Origin of the sequence: Rhizobium rhododendri (assembly GCF_007000325.2) — a bacterium.
Lineage (GTDB): Bacteria > Pseudomonadota > Alphaproteobacteria > Rhizobiales > Rhizobiaceae > Rhizobium > Rhizobium rhododendri.
Window position 1 is genome coordinate 2,157,379 of record NZ_CP117267.1, and the last position, 17,434, is coordinate 2,174,812.

The 17,434-nt window shown below is 60.8% G+C and carries 22 protein-coding genes; 6 read left to right on the top strand and 16 right to left on the bottom strand.

Going from position 1 to position 17,434, the window contains the following annotated elements; all coding sequences use genetic code 11:
* Positions 1–21 precede the first annotated feature (21 nt).
* On the top strand, positions 22–765 hold the full coding sequence (locus tag PR018_RS10510; RefSeq protein ID WP_142823446.1) for an SDR family NAD(P)-dependent oxidoreductase: 744 nt from the start codon (positions 22–24) through the stop codon (positions 763–765).
* Between the two features lie 59 nt (positions 766–824).
* Here the strand turns inward: PR018_RS10510 and olsC are convergent, their stop codons facing one another.
* The 11 genes from olsC to PR018_RS10565 form a co-directional block, all read right to left on the bottom strand.
* Positions 825–1,661 (bottom strand): ornithine lipid ester-linked acyl 2-hydroxylase OlsC, encoded by an 837-nt coding sequence (gene olsC / locus PR018_RS10515; protein WP_142823447.1) that lies wholly within the window; start codon positions 1,659–1,661, stop codon positions 825–827.
* A gap of 151 nt (positions 1,662–1,812) precedes the next feature.
* Entirely contained in the window at positions 1,813–2,856 is a 1,044-nt protein-coding gene (locus PR018_RS10520) for a Gfo/Idh/MocA family protein (RefSeq protein ID WP_142823448.1), read from the bottom strand.
* 8 nt (positions 2,857–2,864) lie between these two features.
* On the bottom strand, positions 2,865–3,656 hold the full coding sequence (locus PR018_RS10525) for a ThuA domain-containing protein (RefSeq protein WP_142823449.1): 792 nt from the start codon (positions 3,654–3,656) through the stop codon (positions 2,865–2,867).
* Between the two features lie 129 nt (positions 3,657–3,785).
* A complete protein-coding gene (locus PR018_RS10530) occupies positions 3,786–4,127 on the bottom strand; it encodes an SMR family transporter (protein ID WP_142823450.1) in 342 nt (113 codons plus the stop codon).
* 15 nt (positions 4,128–4,142) lie between these two features.
* Complete coding sequence (locus tag PR018_RS10535) at positions 4,143–4,706, bottom strand: TetR/AcrR family transcriptional regulator (protein WP_142823451.1); 564 nt, start codon at positions 4,704–4,706, stop codon at positions 4,143–4,145.
* Between the two features lie 47 nt (positions 4,707–4,753).
* Entirely contained in the window at positions 4,754–5,842 is a 1,089-nt protein-coding gene (locus PR018_RS10540) for an ABC transporter ATP-binding protein (RefSeq protein ID WP_142823452.1), read from the bottom strand.
* Entirely contained in the window at positions 5,839–6,666 is an 828-nt protein-coding gene (locus tag PR018_RS10545) for a carbohydrate ABC transporter permease (protein WP_111222583.1), read from the bottom strand. Before PR018_RS10545 ends, PR018_RS10540 begins: the two co-directional genes overlap by 4 nt.
* Entirely contained in the window at positions 6,663–7,565 is a 903-nt protein-coding gene (locus PR018_RS10550) for a carbohydrate ABC transporter permease (RefSeq protein WP_142823453.1), read from the bottom strand. Before PR018_RS10550 ends, PR018_RS10545 begins: the two co-directional genes overlap by 4 nt.
* A gap of 142 nt (positions 7,566–7,707) precedes the next feature.
* Complete coding sequence (locus PR018_RS10555) at positions 7,708–8,937, bottom strand: ABC transporter substrate-binding protein (RefSeq protein WP_142823454.1); 1,230 nt, start codon at positions 8,935–8,937, stop codon at positions 7,708–7,710.
* A 79-nt stretch (positions 8,938–9,016) separates the two neighbouring features.
* On the bottom strand, positions 9,017–9,919 hold the full coding sequence (locus tag PR018_RS10560) for a sugar phosphate isomerase/epimerase family protein (protein WP_142823455.1): 903 nt from the start codon (positions 9,917–9,919) through the stop codon (positions 9,017–9,019).
* 26 nt (positions 9,920–9,945) lie between these two features.
* Positions 9,946–10,980, bottom strand: a complete 1,035-nt coding sequence (locus PR018_RS10565; protein ID WP_142823456.1) for a Gfo/Idh/MocA family protein — start codon at positions 10,978–10,980, stop codon at positions 9,946–9,948.
* Positions 10,981–11,115: 135 nt separating this feature from the next.
* Between PR018_RS10565 and PR018_RS10570 the strand changes: the two genes are divergently transcribed.
* The 3 genes from PR018_RS10570 (at position 11,116) to PR018_RS10580 (ending at position 13,012) form a co-directional block, all read left to right on the top strand.
* On the top strand, positions 11,116–12,153 hold the full coding sequence (locus tag PR018_RS10570) for a LacI family DNA-binding transcriptional regulator (RefSeq protein ID WP_142823457.1): 1,038 nt from the start codon (positions 11,116–11,118) through the stop codon (positions 12,151–12,153).
* Positions 12,154–12,240: 87 nt separating this feature from the next.
* The gene (locus tag PR018_RS10575) at positions 12,241–12,630 is read left to right on the top strand and encodes a group II truncated hemoglobin (protein WP_142823458.1); all 390 of its coding nucleotides are present in this window, start codon (positions 12,241–12,243) and stop codon (positions 12,628–12,630) included.
* A gap of 7 nt (positions 12,631–12,637) precedes the next feature.
* Positions 12,638–13,012, top strand: coding sequence for a DUF423 domain-containing protein (locus PR018_RS10580; protein ID WP_142823459.1), 375 nt, complete (start codon positions 12,638–12,640; stop codon positions 13,010–13,012).
* A gap of 15 nt (positions 13,013–13,027) precedes the next feature.
* Here the strand turns inward: PR018_RS10580 and hmuQ are convergent, their stop codons facing one another.
* From hmuQ to PR018_RS10605, 5 genes are all read right to left on the bottom strand, one after another.
* On the bottom strand, positions 13,028–13,342 hold the full coding sequence (gene hmuQ / locus PR018_RS10585; protein ID WP_142823460.1) for a heme-degrading protein HmuQ: 315 nt from the start codon (positions 13,340–13,342) through the stop codon (positions 13,028–13,030).
* Between the two features lie 29 nt (positions 13,343–13,371).
* Positions 13,372–13,647 carry a hypothetical protein gene (locus tag PR018_RS10590; RefSeq protein ID WP_142823461.1) on the bottom strand — a complete coding sequence of 92 codons (276 nt, stop codon included), beginning with the start codon at positions 13,645–13,647 and terminating at the stop codon, positions 13,372–13,374.
* On the bottom strand, positions 13,644–14,039 hold the full coding sequence (locus PR018_RS10595; RefSeq protein ID WP_142823462.1) for a DUF2325 domain-containing protein: 396 nt from the start codon (positions 14,037–14,039) through the stop codon (positions 13,644–13,646). The genes PR018_RS10590 and PR018_RS10595 overlap by 4 nt, the downstream gene beginning before the upstream one ends.
* A gap of 124 nt (positions 14,040–14,163) precedes the next feature.
* A complete protein-coding gene (gene tolA, locus PR018_RS10600; RefSeq protein ID WP_142823463.1) occupies positions 14,164–15,507 on the bottom strand; it encodes a cell envelope integrity protein TolA in 1,344 nt (447 codons plus the stop codon).
* A gap of 62 nt (positions 15,508–15,569) precedes the next feature.
* Complete coding sequence (locus tag PR018_RS10605) at positions 15,570–16,007, bottom strand: hypothetical protein (protein WP_142823464.1); 438 nt, start codon at positions 16,005–16,007, stop codon at positions 15,570–15,572.
* Between the two features lie 177 nt (positions 16,008–16,184).
* Here PR018_RS10605 and hemP point away from each other — a divergent pair, with 177 nt between their 5' ends.
* Positions 16,185–16,355, top strand: coding sequence for a hemin uptake protein HemP (gene hemP, locus PR018_RS10610; RefSeq protein WP_142823618.1), 171 nt, complete (start codon positions 16,185–16,187; stop codon positions 16,353–16,355).
* 11 nt (positions 16,356–16,366) lie between these two features.
* Positions 16,367–17,425: a hemin-degrading factor gene (locus tag PR018_RS10615; protein WP_142823465.1), complete on the top strand. Its 1,059-nt coding sequence runs from the start codon at positions 16,367–16,369 to the stop codon at positions 17,423–17,425.
* Positions 17,426–17,434 lie beyond the last annotated feature (9 nt).

A 17,434-nucleotide genomic window follows, 5' to 3' on the forward strand; every position in this document is an offset into this window, starting at 1 on the left:
TCAAAAAAAGGTAAATAAGAAATGACAAAACGTTTCGAAAGCAAAATCGTGGTGATAACGGGAGGTAGCGACGGCATCGGCCTCGCAACGGCAAAACTTTTCGCCATCGAAGGTGCGTACGTGTACATCACAGGACGCCGGCAAGAACTACTCGCCGAGGCCGTGAATGAGATCGGCCACGGGGCGGTCGGCGTGCAAGGTGATGTCACCAAGTCTGCCGACGTCGTTCGGCTTTACGAACGGATCCAAAGCGACCACCAAAGGGTCGATGTCGTGTTCGCCAATGCGGGCATTTACGAGGTCGTTCCGCTCGATGCGATCGACGAAACGCATTTCGACTCGATCTTCAACGTCAATGTGAAAGGTATGGTGTTCACAGTGCAGAAAGCACTTCCGCTGATGACAGCAGGAAGTGCCGTCGTCCTCAACGGCTCCATTGCTGGCAGTAAAGGCCTGCCAAGCCAGTCTCTTTATAACGCCAGCAAGGCAGCGGTGCGCTCGTTCGCTCGAAGCTGGACGAATGAGCTTAAGGAGCGAGGCATCCGCGTCAACGTCGTCTCGCCTGGTGGAACAGAAACACGCCTCATACGCAGCTACCTTGACACGCAACCGGAAGTCGAAGAGGCGCTCAATAGAAGCGTACCCCTTGGGCGGTTGGGAAAACCGGACGAGGTGGCACGCGCAGTCCTTTTCCTGGCATCAAGCGAGAGTAGCTTTGTCGCTGGACATGAACTCTTTGTCGATGGCGGTGTCGCCGCGGTTTAGGCCGAGGGCATCGCAATGCCATTGCAATCCCGGCCTCACTGCAACTGCCTGTGGTTGACCTAGTCCGTCTTGCGGTTCCGCAACGCCTCGGCCTGGGCGTAGAACTTCTTTTCCCACTCCTTGTGGTTGTCGAGACCTTCGCGGATAAATGGGGTGAAGATCGCCAGGTTCATCAGCATCCAATTGATGAAATTGGCCGGGAAACGGGTAGGCTTGTTGAAGTCGACGAACAGTACGACGCGGGTCTTGTCGGTGTGGTTCCAGGCCTCGTGCTCATACGCGTCGTCGAAAATGAGTACCTTGCCTTCCTGCCAGTGGCAAATCTGGTCCTTGACGCGGATCGCCAGCTTGTCAGCCGGTTCAGGCACGATCAGCCCCAGATGAAGGCGCAACACGCCATTATAGGGGCCGCGATGGGCCGGCAGGTGCTTGCCCGGCTCGAAGATCGAGAACATCGCCGTTTTCATGCCGGGAATTTTCTGCACGACCCGCCAAGTATCCGGGCAGGCCTGAATGTTCTGCTCGGATTTCAGCCCGAAGCCGGCGAGAAAGAATGTCCTCCAGTGGCTGTCCGTCGAGATCGTCTTCACATCCGTGGAAATTTCCTGGAAGGTCGGCAATTCGCTCTGGCGTAGCAACACGCGGTCGAGTTCGGCGCGAATCAGCGGCCAGTCCTTCTCGATCTCGGCGACCCAGGGAAAGGTCGCATTGTCGTAGACGGGGGGATTGCCGAGCTTGGCATATTTCAGGTTCAGCCGTTCGGCCCAGGCAACGATGCCCATGAAGAAGCGCGTCATGGCTCCCGGGCGCTCCATCGGCGCGATGCCGGTCGTGGCGAAAGTCTGGTCGGAAGGCTTTGGCTCTACGGAAGAGGAATTGGTCAGGGTATCGGTCATATCTATCAATTTCTGCTGGAAAGACGATCGTCGAGCGTCGGAGTTGGGCTTATAGAGCCATTCGGTTTGCGGCTAGTATGTATGCAATCGGCTACGATGCGCAAGCATCGCAGTCCGCGATCCCGGCACGCATCACCGCATTCTGATCGCCTCAGACTTTCAGTTCGCGGCGCTCGAGTTCCGTCACAAGCGCCAGATCCAGAACCTTCTGCAGATTGGCGGCATGGCGGAAATTCGGATCCTGGGGAACGCCGGTGCGCACAGCCTCTGCAAAGCGCTGGTAGTTGGTCGGCACCGCGGGTACGTCGATGACTTTCCACTCCGCCGTTTCCACATCGTCTCCGACGCAGGCGCGCAGTTCCGAACCGTCCGGACGGTGGATGACTTCTAGCCCGCCGCGCTCGCCATAGACCCGCAACTTCAGTTCGTTGAGATGCCCCGTTGCCCAGCGCGTCGCATGCACGACGCCAAGGGCGCCGTTGGCAAAATCCACCGACATCGCAAAGCTGTCATTGGCATCGAGCCGGTATTCACCAATCTGCCCACCGGGCGCCTTATTGAAGGTCTTCAGTCGTGCAAACACGTGGTCGATATCGGTGGCGGCGCCATAGGCGGCAAAATCCAGAATGTGGATGCCGATATCGCCCAGCACGCCGTTCGACCCGTGGCCAGTCGATAGCCGCCAGAGCCAGGTGGATTCGCTGCGCCAATCTCCCCAGGCCTTGGAAACGAGCCAACTCTGCAGGTAGGACGCCTCGACGTGCTTGACTGTGCCGATCTCGCCGGCGATCACCATCTCGCGGGCCCGCTGCAGCGGCGCGACGTTACGATAGGTCAGGTTGACCATGTTGATGACGCCGGCTCGTTCGGCCGCCTCCGTCATCTCGAGCGCCTTTTCATAGTTCTCGGCCAGCGGCTTTTCGCAAAGCACATGCTTTCCGGCCGCCAGCAGGGCGAGCGTCGTCGGGTGGTGCATGCGATCCGGCGTGACGTTCGTCGCCGCGTCGAATTTCCCCCAGGCGATCGCCTCGTCCAACGACGTGAACCGGGTCTTGATATTAAACCGGTCGGCAAAGGTCGCAAGCCGGGTGGCATCGCTGTCGACAGCCGCGACCACCTCCACGCCTTCTATGCGCGCGAAATGATCGAGCTGGTTCTTGCCCATGACGCCGGTGCCAACGATGATGAGACGCATATTCGACCTCAGCGGTAACCGGCTTCGCCGGCCTGGTGCAGTTTCGGGCCACGCTCCGTGATCGGCTCCAGCGCCTGCTCGACGGGAACGTTCGGCGCGTCGTGGATGCCGGTCAATGCGGCCTGCGGATTATAAGCCCAGGCAACGGCGTTGATCAGCACTGTCTTGATATTCGGGTCGTAGTAGGTCGGATAGGTCTCATGACCCGGGCGGAAATAGAAGATGTTTCCCGCGCCCCGCTTCCAGGTCATGCCCGACCGGAAGACCTCGCCGCCCTGGAACCAGGAAATGAACACCGTTTCGAGGGGTTCCGGCACCGAGAAAGCCTCGCCGTACATCTCCTCGTTTTCGAGCACGAAATTCTCCGGCAGACCGGCGGCGATGGGATGGCTCGGATTGACGACCCAGACGCGCTCCCGCTCGCCGGCCTCGCGCCATTTCAACGCACAGGGCGTGCCCATCATGCGCTTGAAGATCTTGGCGAAATGGCCTGAATGCAGGACGATGAGCCCCATGCCCTCCCAGACGCGCTTGGCGACGCGCTCGACGACCGCATCATCGACAGCCCCATGGTCGGCATGGCCCCACCAGACGAGGACATCGGTATCGCGCAGCCGCGCTTCGCTCAATCCGTGTTCCGGCTCCTGCAGGGTGGCAGTCGTTGCCTCGATGCGCACATCGCTGTTCAGCGCCGCGGCAATCGCTGTGTGCATGCCCTCCGGATAGACCTTGCGAACCACGTCGCTTGTCTGCTCGTGGATATTCTCGCCCCAAACCACTGTTCGAATTGTTTTTGCCATAGCATCTCTCCCGTGAGTCTCTGTTGTATTGCGGCATTCCCGCCTTTTTCGGGGCACGCTGCCAGCTCGCATGATGTTGAAGCAAATAGAGCGGCCATCCGAGTTGAGAAAGGGCGCCAGGCCTTGCGCTCAATGCGAAATCGATTTGGAAAACAGGTTGACGACGAGCACTCCGGCGATGATCAGCACAAGCCCGATGACGGCCGGCAGATCAAGGCGCTGACGGAAGAACACCAGCCCGACAACCGAAATCAGCACGATGCCGAGCGCGCTCCAGATCGCGTAGGCAACGCCGACGGGTATGGCCTTGAGCGTGATCGACAGGCAGTAGAACGAAGCTGTGTAGCACGCGACGAGGACGACGATCGGCCAGGGTCGCGTGAACTGCTGCGACAGTTGCAGCGCGGTCGTGCCGATTACCTCCAGCACGATGGCGACCAGCAGCAGGCCATAAACGGATGCATTCGCCATCGGGCCTTCTTCTTTCTATTTGTGCGTGAGACTGACAAGCCGGTCGACGAGCGCCTGCCGGGATGCGGGTGTTGCATCGCCACTGCCGAGAACCTCGGCAAGCCAGATCCCGTCTGTGGCAAACCGCACGATCCGGGCATCGACGGACGAATCCGTACCGACGAAATTCTCGCTCTGCTTTTCCACCCAGTCTCGCCAGCGCCGCCGCAGCGCCGGGTCGGTCAGCAGCGTCAGCGTCGCCTGCCCCCAGTCCCCGGGGGTGTCGGTACGCTCTTTGAGATCGACGACCGCACGCAGATAGCCACGGGTGAAACGGCCATAAGGCACTGGGTCGTTGCGCATTTGCCCATCGATGGCCGCATCCAGATGGTCCAGCAGGCTGTCGAGCATGGCCTCCAGCAAGCTGGCCTTGGTCGGGAAGTGATGCAGGAGTCCGCCCTTGCTGACCCCAGACGCAGCCGCTACGGCATCCAGCGTCACAGAGGCGACGCCGCGCTCAGCCGCCAGACGCGCGGCAACCGCAAGCAGTTGCTGGCGGATAAGCACGGGTTGCTTTTTTCTGTGGTGTGCGTCGGACATTCCGCATGACATACCGTCCAGACGGTTTTGTCAATTGTATAAACCCGTCAACTGGCCGACCCCACCTCGATGCGCCTTTCCGTCGTGACATCGAAAATATGCACCTGCGATGGGTCGATGGACAGGCCGATGCGATCCCCCGGCCGTACGCCCCGACGGGAGGTCTCGACGATAGTCAGTTCCGGGACCGTGACTGTCGTCAGGAACGTCGAGGACCCCGTCGATTCGACGGTGTCGATGCGGATATCGAACGTCCCCTGCCCTTCGGGCGCAGTGACGAGATGTTCGGGACGCAATCCGGCAAGCACCGGTTGGCCGGATTGCAACTGGCCGGAGATCGGCAGCATCCGCTGACCTTCTGCAAAATCGAGCACCACGCTCCGGCCATCGGCAGCGGCGCGTGCCGGCACGAAGTTCATCGCCGGTGAGCCGATGAAACCTGCCACGAAGCGATTGACAGGCCGGTCGTAGAGATCGAGCGGCGCACCCTGCTGCTCGATGACGCCGTCCTTCATGACAACGACATGATCGGCCATCGTCATTGCCTCGATCTGGTCATGGGTGACGTAGACGAAGGTCGCCTTGAGCCGCTCGTGCAGCATACGGATTTCCTTGCGCATGTGGACGCGCAACGCCGCGTCGAGGTTCGACAGCGGCTCGTCGAACAGGAAGGCCTTCGGATGGCGGACGATGGCGCGGCTCATGGCAACACGCTGCCGCTGGCCGCCAGAGAGCTCGCGCGGGTAGCGTTTCATCAACGGCGTCAGCCCTGTGGTGGCTGCAACATCGGCAGCGGCCTTGCGGGCCTCGGCTTTCTTCACGCCACGGATGCGAAGGCTGTAAGTGAGGTTCTCCTCGACCGTCATGTGGGGATAGAGCGCATAGGACTGGAACACCATGGCAATGTCGCGCTTGCGCGGCGGCACGTTGGTCATCAGTTCGCCGGCAATGCGCATGTCGCCCGCAGAGATCTTCTCCAGCCCCGCCAGCGACCGCAGAAGCGTGGACTTGCCGCAGCCGGACGGCCCGACCAGCGCGACGAAAGTGCCGTCCTCGATGGCCAGATTGATATCCTTAAGCGCGTGGAAGGCGCCGTAGTACTTGTTGACGCCGCTGAGTTCGATTTGAAGGGTCATTTGAGGGCTCCCGATGTGAGGCCGGAAACGATGCGTCGCTGCAGAAGAACGAAGATGGCAAGGATGGGCGTCACATAGATCGTCGAATAGGCCATGATCTTGTTCCAGTCGGTGGTGTTGGGGCCCATGAAGCTGTTGAGCCCGACGCTGGCGGGCTGCAGGTCCGCCGCCTGGATCATCGACTTCGAATAGACGAACTCGCCGAAGGCCTGCATGAAGATGAGAATGGCGCTGACGAGGATACCGTTGCGGGCCAGCGGCAGGACGATGTTGAAGAAGGCACCGATGCGCGAATTGCCGTCCACCAGCGCAGCCTCCTCCAGTTCCATCGGCACGCTCATGAATGTAGCGCGCACGAGCACCACGAAGAACGGCATCTTGTTCGCGGCGATGGCGATGATGACGGACAGACGCGGGTAGTCGAGCAGTCCGATCTGCGAGAAGCCGACAAATATCGGCGTGATCATCAGCGACGGCGGCAGCACCTGCAAAAGCAGGATCAGAAACAGCCCGACATCGATCCAGCGGTTGCGGTACCGCGCCAGCACATAGGCGCACCCGCAGCCGAATATCGAGATCAGCACGACGGCACCGACGGCGATGACCAGCGAGTTCCAGAGGTAGCGCGCCATGTTGCGGCTTGCCCACACCTCGCCATAGATGCTCCATTGGGGATCGTGCGGCCAGAAGCTGGGTGGCGTGACATACATCGCCGAGCCGCTTTTCAGACTGGTCACATACATCCAGTAGAGCGGAAAGAGGTAGATGACGGCAAGCACGATGGCGGCAAACAGCATCAGCCTGTTGCGGAAAGTGTCACTCATCCCCGCACCTCATGGCGTGTTGACCGGACATAGATCACCGAAGCGACAATGACGAAGACCAGCATGATGACCGAAATTGCAGCCCCCTTGGCGAAGTCGTACTGGCGGAACGACAGGTCCCAGGCCCAGAACTGCGCGACGTTGGACGAGTTGTTCGGCCCTCCGTCGGTAATCGCCGCAAACAGGTCGAATTGCTGCAGCGTGAAGATCAGCCCCAGCGAGACCACGGCACCGATGGTCGAGCGCATCATCGGCAGCGTAATCGTCCAGAAGCGCTGGAAGACATTGGCGCCATCGAGTTCGGACGCCTCGAACAGATCCTTCGGAATAGCGGCAAGGCCGACGGAGAGAAGGATCATATTGAACGCGGCACCCAGCCAGATGTTGGCGAGAATGACGGCCCACAGCGAGAAATTCGGGTCCGATCGCCAGAAGATGTTGCTGCTGATGATGCCGGTTTCGCGGAGCATGAAATTAAAGATGCCGAAGTCGCCGGACAGCATCCAGTTCCAGACAGCGCCGACAACAAGACCGGGCATCACCCACGACACCAGGAACAGCCCGCGCAGCCAGGAGGCGCCGGGAAAATTCACCCAGAAGAACAGTGCGAGGCCAAAGCCAATGGCAAACTGGCCGGCAATCGATGCTACGACGAAGATCGCCGTGTTGAAAAGGATGCTGCGCGTCTGCGGCAGCTGGAACAGGTCGATATAGTTCTGAAGACCGGCAAACGGCCTGATGAAGGTGCCCATGCTGAACATGTCGACCTGCTGGAAGCTCATCAGCACATTGTAGATGAGCGGCAGTCCGGACAGCAGGAACAGGAAGGACAGCGGAAAGACGACAAGCGTGATGTCGAAACCGCGACCGTCGGTGAGACTGGATAGGATTTTGCGCATGGTCTCCCTGTGGGTCAGCACGGCGGTGCTGCCTTGCAATCTCGAAATGGGGCCATCTCTACATTGGCGACGAGACGGCCCCTTCCGGGAGGAAACTGTGGGGATGGCGGATCTGCACCGCCATCCGGCTAGAGTGCTGGTATCAGCCGAGCGCCTTGATCTTCTGGGCAGCCTGGTCGAGCGCGTCCTTCGGCGACATCTGGCCGGTGAGCGCCGCCTGGATGGCATCCTGGATCGCCTTGGAGATCTTCGCCCATTGTGGCGACGGACCACGCGGCTTGGCATATTTCAGCTGTTCGACGAAGGTCTTCAGAGCTGCGTCTTTCAGAGCATTGCCGGTCGGCGGGATGGTGATGTCGGAGCGGGCCGGCAACTGGCCGAAATCCTTGAACATCGTCGGGTCCTGGGACACGAAATATTCCACCACCTTGAAGGCTTCTTCCGGGTGCTTGCTCTTCGAGAAAATCGCCCAGTTATAGTCGCCCATGGCCGACGAGCGTTGTGCGCCTTCCTCAGGAACCGGCAGGAGCGCGGTGCCCCAGTCGAACTTGGCATCCTTCAACATGCGATCGATTTCCCACGGGCCGGAAATGACCATGGCGGCATTGCCGGAGTTGAACGTGGCGGTCGAATCCCATTGCCCGCGTGTCAGCGAATCGCGCGAGGCAAGCTTTTCGTCGATGATCTGCTTCCAGATGGTCAGTGCCTTAACAGCGCCATCCGTGTTGATGTGGTCGTAGGTGGCGCCGCCCATCTGTGCCCAGGGCAGGAACTGGAACGTCCCCTCTTCACCAGCCTTCGCTGAAAACGCCAGGCCGTAGACGTTCTTTGCCGGATCGGTCAGCTTCTTTGCATCCGCAACCAGCTCGTCCCAGGTCTGCGGCGGCTTGGCAGGATCGAGCCCGGCTGCCTTGAACATGTCCTTGTTGTAGTAAAGCGCGATAGTATTCGTTGCCTTCGGAACGCCGTAGTATTTGCCGTCCCACATCACCGACTTCAGCGGACCGGGGAAGTAATTGGCAGGCTTGACCACCGTCGACTTGGAAATCATGTCGGTGAGATCGAGAAAGGCGCCATGCGATGCGAACAGTGCATGGTCCGGATTGTCGATGGCGATGATGTCCGGCGCCTTGCCGGTCGAATAGGCGCGCATCGCCTCGCTGACAACGTCGTCGAACTGGATTTCGCGATATTCGATCTTGATGCCGTTGTTGAGCGCATTGAACCGCTTGGCAAGATCGGGGGCCGGTTGCCCATCCTTGTCCAGCGACCAGACGGTGATGACTGTGTCCTCTGCCCTCGCCGAAAGTCCGAATGCGGACACGCTGGCCAGAGCCAGGACGCCAAGCAACATGATTTTACGGATACCCATGGTTCTCCTCCTTCTTGGTTATCCATTGGACCGGCGTCCTCCCGCCGGCCTTATGCACGTCTTCAGTATCCTGCGAAACTCAGGCGGCGATCGCGACGAAATCGCCACCGCGGCTCTTCTTCAGGTAATTCAGTCCGTGGACCTGACCGGTCATCTCCAACTCGTTGCGGTAGACCGGATCATGCCAGCCTTCGATGTCGATCGAGCCGGACCAGCCAGCCATCCGCAGCTCGGAGATGATGTCGGTCCAGTTGCTGTCGCCGAAACCGGGCGTGCGCATGAGGACGAATTCTTCCTTACCGAAAATGCCATGCTCCTTGATTACATCCCAGCGGATCGTCGCGTCCTTGCCGTGGACATGAAAGATCTTCGACGCCCACTTGCGGATCTGCGGCAGCGGCTCGATCAGGTAGACCATCTGGTGGCAGGGTTCCCATTCCAGCCCGATGTTGTCATCCGGAGTTTCGTTGAACATAAGCTCCCAGGCATCCGGATTGTGGGCGATGTTCCAGTCGCCGGTCGCCCAGTTGCCTTCCATGGCGCAGTTTTCGAAGGCGATCCTGACGCCCTTGTCGGCGGCGCGCTTGGCAAGCTCGCTCCAGATCTGCTTGTAGCGCGGCAGGCTGTCGGTCAACGGCTTGTTGCGGACGCGGCCGGTAAAGCCGGCAACGCAAGTGGCGCCAAAATGATGGGCGTTGTCGATACAATCCTTCCAGCCCTGCAGCGTCTGCAGGTCCATGTCGCCTTCCTCAAGCGGATTGCCGAACATGCCGAGTGTCGACATGGTGATATCGCGATTGCCGATGGCATCGATGCAGCGTTTGCCGAGCTCGGCAAGGTTCTGGCCGTTTGTCGTCTGCCAGAAGAACGGCTCGAAACTTTCGAAACCGAGATCGGCGATCTTGGAAATGCGCGCGGCAGCGTCCTCGTCGGAGGCCTTGACCATGGTGCCGATGCGGATGGAATTGGCTGGATTATTCACGATCTCTGTCCTTGTACTGAAGGTCTTCAGGCTGAAATGTCGATGCGTTGTCCGGACCTGGCGCTCTCGATGGCGCCAAGCACCATGGCAAGGCTGCGGATATTGTCGCTGCTCACCGTCTCAGGGGGCCGCCCGGTCTTTACGGCCTCGAGGAAGCTGGCGATGACGCTGGCATGACCGTGGGTCTCCGCCTCATGCTCGGGTCCCGGCACCTCGATCGGGGTAAAGCCATGCAGCAGCCCCTCCTCGTTGCCGGCGACCGTCGCCTCGAAAGCGTCCTCGCCATCCCAGGTCAGCATGCCCTTCGAGCCCGTCAGCCGCCACTGGCTTTCCCAGCTCGTCCGCCGCCCCTCGGCACACCAGGAGCCGCGATAGGTGAAAGTGACGTCGTCCGAAAATTCGAAGATGGCGTGGGCAGATGCACCGTCGCGGTACCATGAGCCTTTCGGGTTCGTCTCTACGCAATAGACGGCCAGCGGCTTGCGGTCGGCAACGAAGCGCGCCGCATCGAAGGTATGGATCGCCATGTCGAGCAGCAGCACATGATCCATCTCATCGCGAAAACCGCCGAAATGCGGCCCGAGGAAGAAATCGCAGTGTATGCCGGTCAGTTCGCCGATGGCACCGCTTTCCACAAAGCGCCGCAGGCGCCGGATGCCGGCGATATAGCGGCGGTTCTGGATGATGGCGTGCACCTTGCCGGTCTCCGCGGCCAGTTCGATCAGTGCCGCACCTTCCGCTAGCGATGTCGCCATCGGCTTTTCCGAGAGCACATGGCAGCCGGCTTTCAGCGCCGTCGACACGACGCCGAAGCGCGCAGCCGGAATGACGACGTCGAACACCATGTCCGCCTTCGTCCGGGCAATGACATCACCGAGATCGGAGCCTATGACGGCACCTTCGAGGCCGAACTCCTTGGCAAGGTTCTCAGCCGTCTCGCGGTTGAGATCGACGAGGCCGACAATTTTTATGGCAGCGGCTACCGCCGGGTCAGATGCGATGGCGCGCAACCAGCCTTTGGACATAGCTCCGCACCCGCACAAAATGGCATTGAATGTCAAAATCTTTTCCTCCGCCGGAGCGCGTCATCTCCCATGACAATGGCTCCGTAAACGTTTACGAGACTAGTCAGAAATGTTTTGCTGTGTCAAGAGAGGGAAAAACGGAATTTGCCGACCGAAGGAAAAACGCCGCCGATGAAGGGTATCCGACAGCTCGCCAAACACCTCGATATTTCGATCGGCACGGTCTCACGCGCCCTCAATGGCAAGGCCGATGTCAATGCCGAGACGCGTCAGCGTGTGCTCGCAGCAGCCGTCGAACTCGGCTATGTCGCCAACCAATCCGGCAGAAGCTTGCGCCAGGGAACGACCAACGTCATCGGCCTGATGATGGAATCGAGCAAGGAAACCAACGAGAACGGTGACAACTTCTTCCTAGGCCTCACCAGCGGGCTGCAGAGCGTGCTGTCGCGGCACAAGCTCGACCTTATCATGCTGCCCTGCCCGAGCGAAGAGGATCCGACCGAATACCTGCAGCGCATGGTCGCCCGCGGCATCGTCGACGGCATGATCATCTCTGCCACGCAGCGAATCGACCATCGTCTGGACCTCCTGTCACGCACCAAGATCCCTTTCGTCACGCTCGGCCGCAGCCAATCCGGCGGCGAATATTCCTGGGTCGATCTCGATTTCGACGGCGTCGCAAACAGCTCAGTCGACCGACTGATCGCCAAGGGCCATCGCCGCATTGCCGTCGCTGCCCCATCGAACGACGTCAATCTCGGCTACATCTTTCTCGACGGCTACCGGAATGCCCTGAAGCGCCACGGCATCGCATATGACCCGTCGCTGGTTTTCAGGGTCAAATCCAGCGAGCAAGGCGGCTACCAGGCGGCACACGAGATGCTGTTGCTTGACGACCGGCCAACGGCGATCATCCTCATCTACGAACTGATGGCGATCGGCCTTTACCGCCGGCTGACGGAGGCAGGCGTCATTCCCGGCCGCGACCTCGCCGTCATCGGCTTTCGCGAGGAGCCCCGCGCAAAATTCCTGCAGCCAACGCTGACCTGCTTTCGCATGTCGGTGCGCGATCTCGGTGTCGAACTGGCCGAGACCCTGCTGGCCACCATGCCCGCCTACGCGTCCTTCTATCCGAAAGGCGCCTGCAACACGATATGGCCGCTGGAGCTGGTGCCGGGCGAAAGCGATGGCTTCGAGCGGAAACCCTGACCGCAGCGCCGAAACGCCGCAGCCAGCCATCGAAGCTTGCGGGATTGTCGACCGCGCGGCATGTAGGATGCAAAGCAGGAGCCGGCGGTGAGCGAAGAGACGACCACATTGTATGAAGCCATCGGTGGCGCGCCAACGGTGCACGCGCTGACCGATCGCTTCTATGCGCTGATGGATACGCTTCCCGAGGCCGCCCGCTGCCGCGCCATCCACCCGCCGAGCCTCGACGGCAGCCGGGAGAAATTCTACGAATACCTGACCGGCTATCTCGGCGGCCCTCCGCTCTACACAGACAAGCGCGGCCATCCCCGCCTGCGCAGCCGCCACTTGCCCGCAGCTATCGGACCACTTGAGCGCGACGAATGGCTGCTCTGTTTTCGCCGCGCACTGGATGAGACGATTGCCAGCGAGCAACTCAGGGGCATCATCTGGGAACCGGTCGAGCGCCTTGCCCACCACATGCAGAACAAGGAATAGCAGCCCGATGAAAGCCTATGTCCGCCCAACCCTTCTGCTTATGTCCGGCATCTTCGGCTGCGCAGGCGTTGCCCTGGCCGCAGCATCCGCGCATGCCGGTGGCGATACGCACCTGCTGGCGTCGGCATCGGCCATGTGCCTCGCCCACGCGCCGGCCCTGCTGGCGCTCTACATCGGATATCGCAGCCTTCGCACCGCGCCGCTTGGCGGCCTGATGATGGGGCTCGGCACCCTGCTGTTCACAGCCGATCTGCTGGCTCTTTACGCAAGGGGAACCGGGCTGTTTCCGATGGCGGCCCCCATCGGCGGCTTCGCCATGATGGGCGGGTGGCTGGTCGTGGCAGCAGGCGCCTTCTTGCGGACAAGACCGACGCCCGATTGAGATCAGCCAGACGGCTCAGATGCCTAGGACCACGTTAAAACCCTCGAACACGGGATGGCCGATATAGACCGCCTTGTGATCGCCGGCATTGCGGTGGGACTTCCGAAAGCTCTCGGATTTGGTCCAGTTGATGAAATCAGCCTCGTTGGCCCAGGTCGTGTGCGAGGAAAACAGGGTGTAGCCCTCTTCTTCGTTTGTCTTGCTGCGCAACAGCCGGAACTCGACGAAGCCCGGAACTTCCGGCAGGCTGGAATCGCGATTTCTCCAGATGGATTCGAATTCCGCCTCGGAGCCGACGGCTACCTTGAAGCGGTTCATGGCGATATACATGGTAATCCCTTTCGAGCCCTACGGGCCTTTCAAGCCTTGGAAGAATATCGCCGATGTTTGCCCGATGCAGCGGCAAAGGCAACCACATTTCTCCCCGTCGCGGCATCGCGTCCGAAGGCTGCGACTGGCACCTCGCCCGGCGGACGGGCGGCCTCACGTGGAAAGACAATGACATCAGGCGCATGGGCCGCTGTACCCCGCCGCGCCATCAGCGCAGAAATCTCAGGCACTGCAGCGCCGCCCTCACCAGTCGGCGCCAGCCTGTGGAGGCCGATCATATTCACGCTGTCGGAGCTATCGGTCATTGTGTCGTAACCCGGTCGTTCATGGTGTGAAGGGCGCGCTCGAGGCTGGATTTGCTGCCGTTGCGCAAGGGGATGAAGGTCTTGCCGTAGCGCTTGCAGCCGGTCTTGACCCTCAGGCAGGCATCGTGGCTGATACAGTCGATAGGGCAGAAGACGCAGTCTACCGACTGCAGCGCGGTGTCGATGCGCGAGACCGCTTCCCGCAGCCCGCCGTCATGGTGCAACAGTTCGGCGCCGAAATTGCTGGCGATCTGGCGAAGATGGGCAACCTGGCAATCGCGTCCGCCGACATAGAGAAAGCTGCGGCCGTCCAATCGGGATTTACCCGTAGCCACTGGCGCAGCCTCGGTGATCGCCACCTCGCGGTTATCCCTTTTGCCCTTGCGCGCCATGCCATCACTCCGTTTTTCTGGTTTCATCCCGGCCCGATTTCGGTGGGCCTAGAGCGACCTTATTAAACTGGAGTATTCGAGTAAAGTATAAACTTGATTATTTTACTCATCTTATTTGTCTCCCCTAATTGCCTGTGACCTGCACCTCCTGGGTGAAGGTCCAGCTGGGCTTTCCCCACTCCGGCGGCAGCGACGGAAACGGTGCGGCACGGCGAACGCCGTCGAGCACGGCGGCATCCAGATCGGGGACGCCGGAACTGCGTGCGAGCGACACGGCACTCAGTTCGCCGCTGGCGCCGACCGTCAGCCGGACGCGTACGGTCATCGCGGCGGTCATGCGCCGGTACTCGGAGGGCACGCGCACCGAGCGGCGGATGCGCGACTGTACCTTGCCGGGATAGTTCGCCACGGCGGCGCTGCCCGATCCCTGGCGATTGCCGACTGCTGCCGAATTGCTGTCGGAGCGGGCTGTTTCGGTGCCTTCCGACGAGCCGCGCTTGGTATCCTGCTCGTTTTCCCCCTTCGAGCCAGACTTCATCTTCGCAGCTTTCGGCGGCGGCTTCTTCACCACGTCCTTCGGCTTCTGTACCTTCGGCGGTGGCGTCGGCTTCTCGATAGGCTTAACCGTCGCCTCCGGCGGAATGATCTCCGCTGGCGGCGCGGGCGGGACAGGAGCACTCGCCGCATCTGTCGGAGGTGCTGCCGGCGGTTTCGTTTCCTCGAGTGGGATCTCGGTCGCTTGCGGCTGGACGACGGTGGGTTCGGCCGGCACTTGCGCCGCCAGTACCTCCGGTTCGGGAGAAACGACGGTCTCCGGAGAGACCTGGCTCAACGCCTGCGTCGGCTGCACCGGATCAGGCTGAATAGCTTCCGGCACCGGTTCGGATGGCTGGACAGCGGGTGCGGGTTCGCTCGGCTGCGGCTCGACCGGAGTGACTTCGGCCGTTTCGGTCTTGCTCGGCTGGACGGCCTCGGCAACGATTTCGTCGGGCTTGGGAGGCTCCTTGTTCTCTTCGCCCGAGGCCTGTTGGTCTGCGTCGCCGTTTCCAAGCATGACGACACTGACACTGTCGCCGGCATCCTCGACAGGATCTTCCGGCAACGTCACGACGGCCGTCATCAGCGCCGAAAACACCGCTACGTGAAAAAGCAGCGAGCAAAGGCTTGCCGCAAGACCTGCCGTCCTCGTTCCCGCGCGGACCGTCCTTGGCGCGTCCGGCAGCAGGTCGATCGGCGGCGCTGCCGTGCCTGCTTCCGCCGCCGCGTCGGGATGCGCCGGATAGGACGCGATGCGGGTAAAGCGCGCATAGTGGACGACTGCCTCGGCAGCCGGGGGACGCGGGAATTCGTCAAGTCCCGACAGCTCGTGGGCCGGAAATATCGGCGGCGTGTTGTCGTTGACAACGGCTCCCATGCGCGGATCGATGCCGGCAAATGGTCTGGATCGGGACTTGGCTGGACTGGTCATGCGCTGCATCCGCCGCTCGGGGAATAGGCGGGCGGCCGGGATCTACCCCGACGCCCGGGATTTCAACCCTCGAAGGGGATTGGCGTCTGCGACCGGGTCGTCAGCGCCGCCTTGCATTCTCCGGCGGCCGGCCCGTCGCAAACTGGCGTGTCGTTGACGATGACCCGGGTGACCGCCTCGCATTTGAGGTTCGGCATATCGAATTGCCGCACCCGCTTCTTGCCCACCGGCAAATCGCGGAAATCGAGCACGGTCACTTTGTCGACGGCGTTCTTTTCGTTGAAAAATGCCAGTTCGAAGGAGATCTTGGCAATCGGCGTCGCCATGTCGTTCTCGGCGACGAAGGTCATCATGCATCCCTTTGCCGATGGCGTAAGAGCATTGAGCTCGACATTCAGGCGAGCAGCAACCGGTGTCTGTTGCTGGGCCGAGGCGGATCCCCCCGCTGCCGCGACGACAACATTGCAGACAAATAAACAGACGATCGTCTTCAAGCGCATAGGGCTCTCCTGCACCGGTTCAGGGCGGCAACGACCATGAGATGCGTTGCCTGAAAATTTAAACTTGACTCAGTTAGTATCCTATTGCGTCTTTAGGAAACCATGACTATGAGAGTCAAGATAAAACTCCGGGTAGACCGGCCCGATCCCATGATTTTGCAGGCAAAAACAAGCCAGATGATTGCTGATAAGACGCCAGCGACCCCACCGCCGCATGCGGTGCAGACGGTCAGGACGATCGAGAGCGCCGAGATCTTTCGCGGTCAGAACGAGATCGTCATTCGGCACGAAGATTTCATCTACCGACTGAAAATCACCCGACAGGGCAAACTGATACTCAACAAATAGGGCATTTGACGATGACGACCCCAACCCGACCAAGCCCCGCCGAAATCCGCAACTTCCGCGCCGAAAACCCGAAGATGCGCGAACGCGATATCGCAGCCCGTCTCGGCATCTCCGAGGCCGCCCTGGTGGCTGCCGAAGTAGGCCTCACGGCCATCCGTATCGACGCCAGCGCCAATCGCTTCCTGGAGCATGTGGAAAGTCTCGGCGAAGTGCTCGCCCTGTCGCGCAACGAAAGCGCCGTGCACGAAAAGATCGGCATCTACGAGAACATCAAGTCTGGCAAGCATTCCGCCATCGTCCTCGGCGAAAACATCGACCTACGGATTTTCCCGTCACGCTGGGTGCACGGCTTTGCAGTCACCAAAACCGACGGCGATGACGTCAAGCTGAGCCTGCAGTTCTTCGACAAGGCCGGCAGCGCCGTCCACAAGGTTCACCTGCGCCCCGCCTCCGATGTTGCCGCCTATCATGCGATGGTGGCGGCACTGCGTATTGAGGACCAGTCTCAGGAATTCGTCGAGGACATGTCCGGCTATGACAAGGGCAGCGTCGACGGCGAGGTCAGCCGCGACGAATTGCGCGACCACTGGGGCCAGATGAGGGATACCCACGAGTTCATCGCCCTGCTGAAGAAGCTGAAGATCGGCCGCCAGTCGGCCCTCCGGACAGTCGGCGACGATTACGCCTGGAAGCTCGACGGCGGCGCCGTCCAAACCATGCTGGAGGCTGCCGCCGCAGATGGCCTGCCCATCATGTGCTTCGTCGGCAATGACGGCATCATCCAGATCCATTCCGGTCCGATCGCCAGCATCAAGACGATGGGGCCGTGGATCAACGTGATGGACCCCACCTTCCATCTCCACCTGCGTCTCGACGACATCGCCGAGGCATGGGCGGTGCGCAAGCCGACCGCCGATGGCCATGTCAGCTCGCTCGAAGCCTATGGCGCCGATGGCGAGATGATCATCCAGTTCTTCGGCAAGCGCAAGGAAGGCTCGGACGAGCGCCCTGAATGGCGGAAGATCATCGAGGCCTTGCCGAAAATGGCAGCCGAAAGCGTTGCAGCCTGAGGATACGAC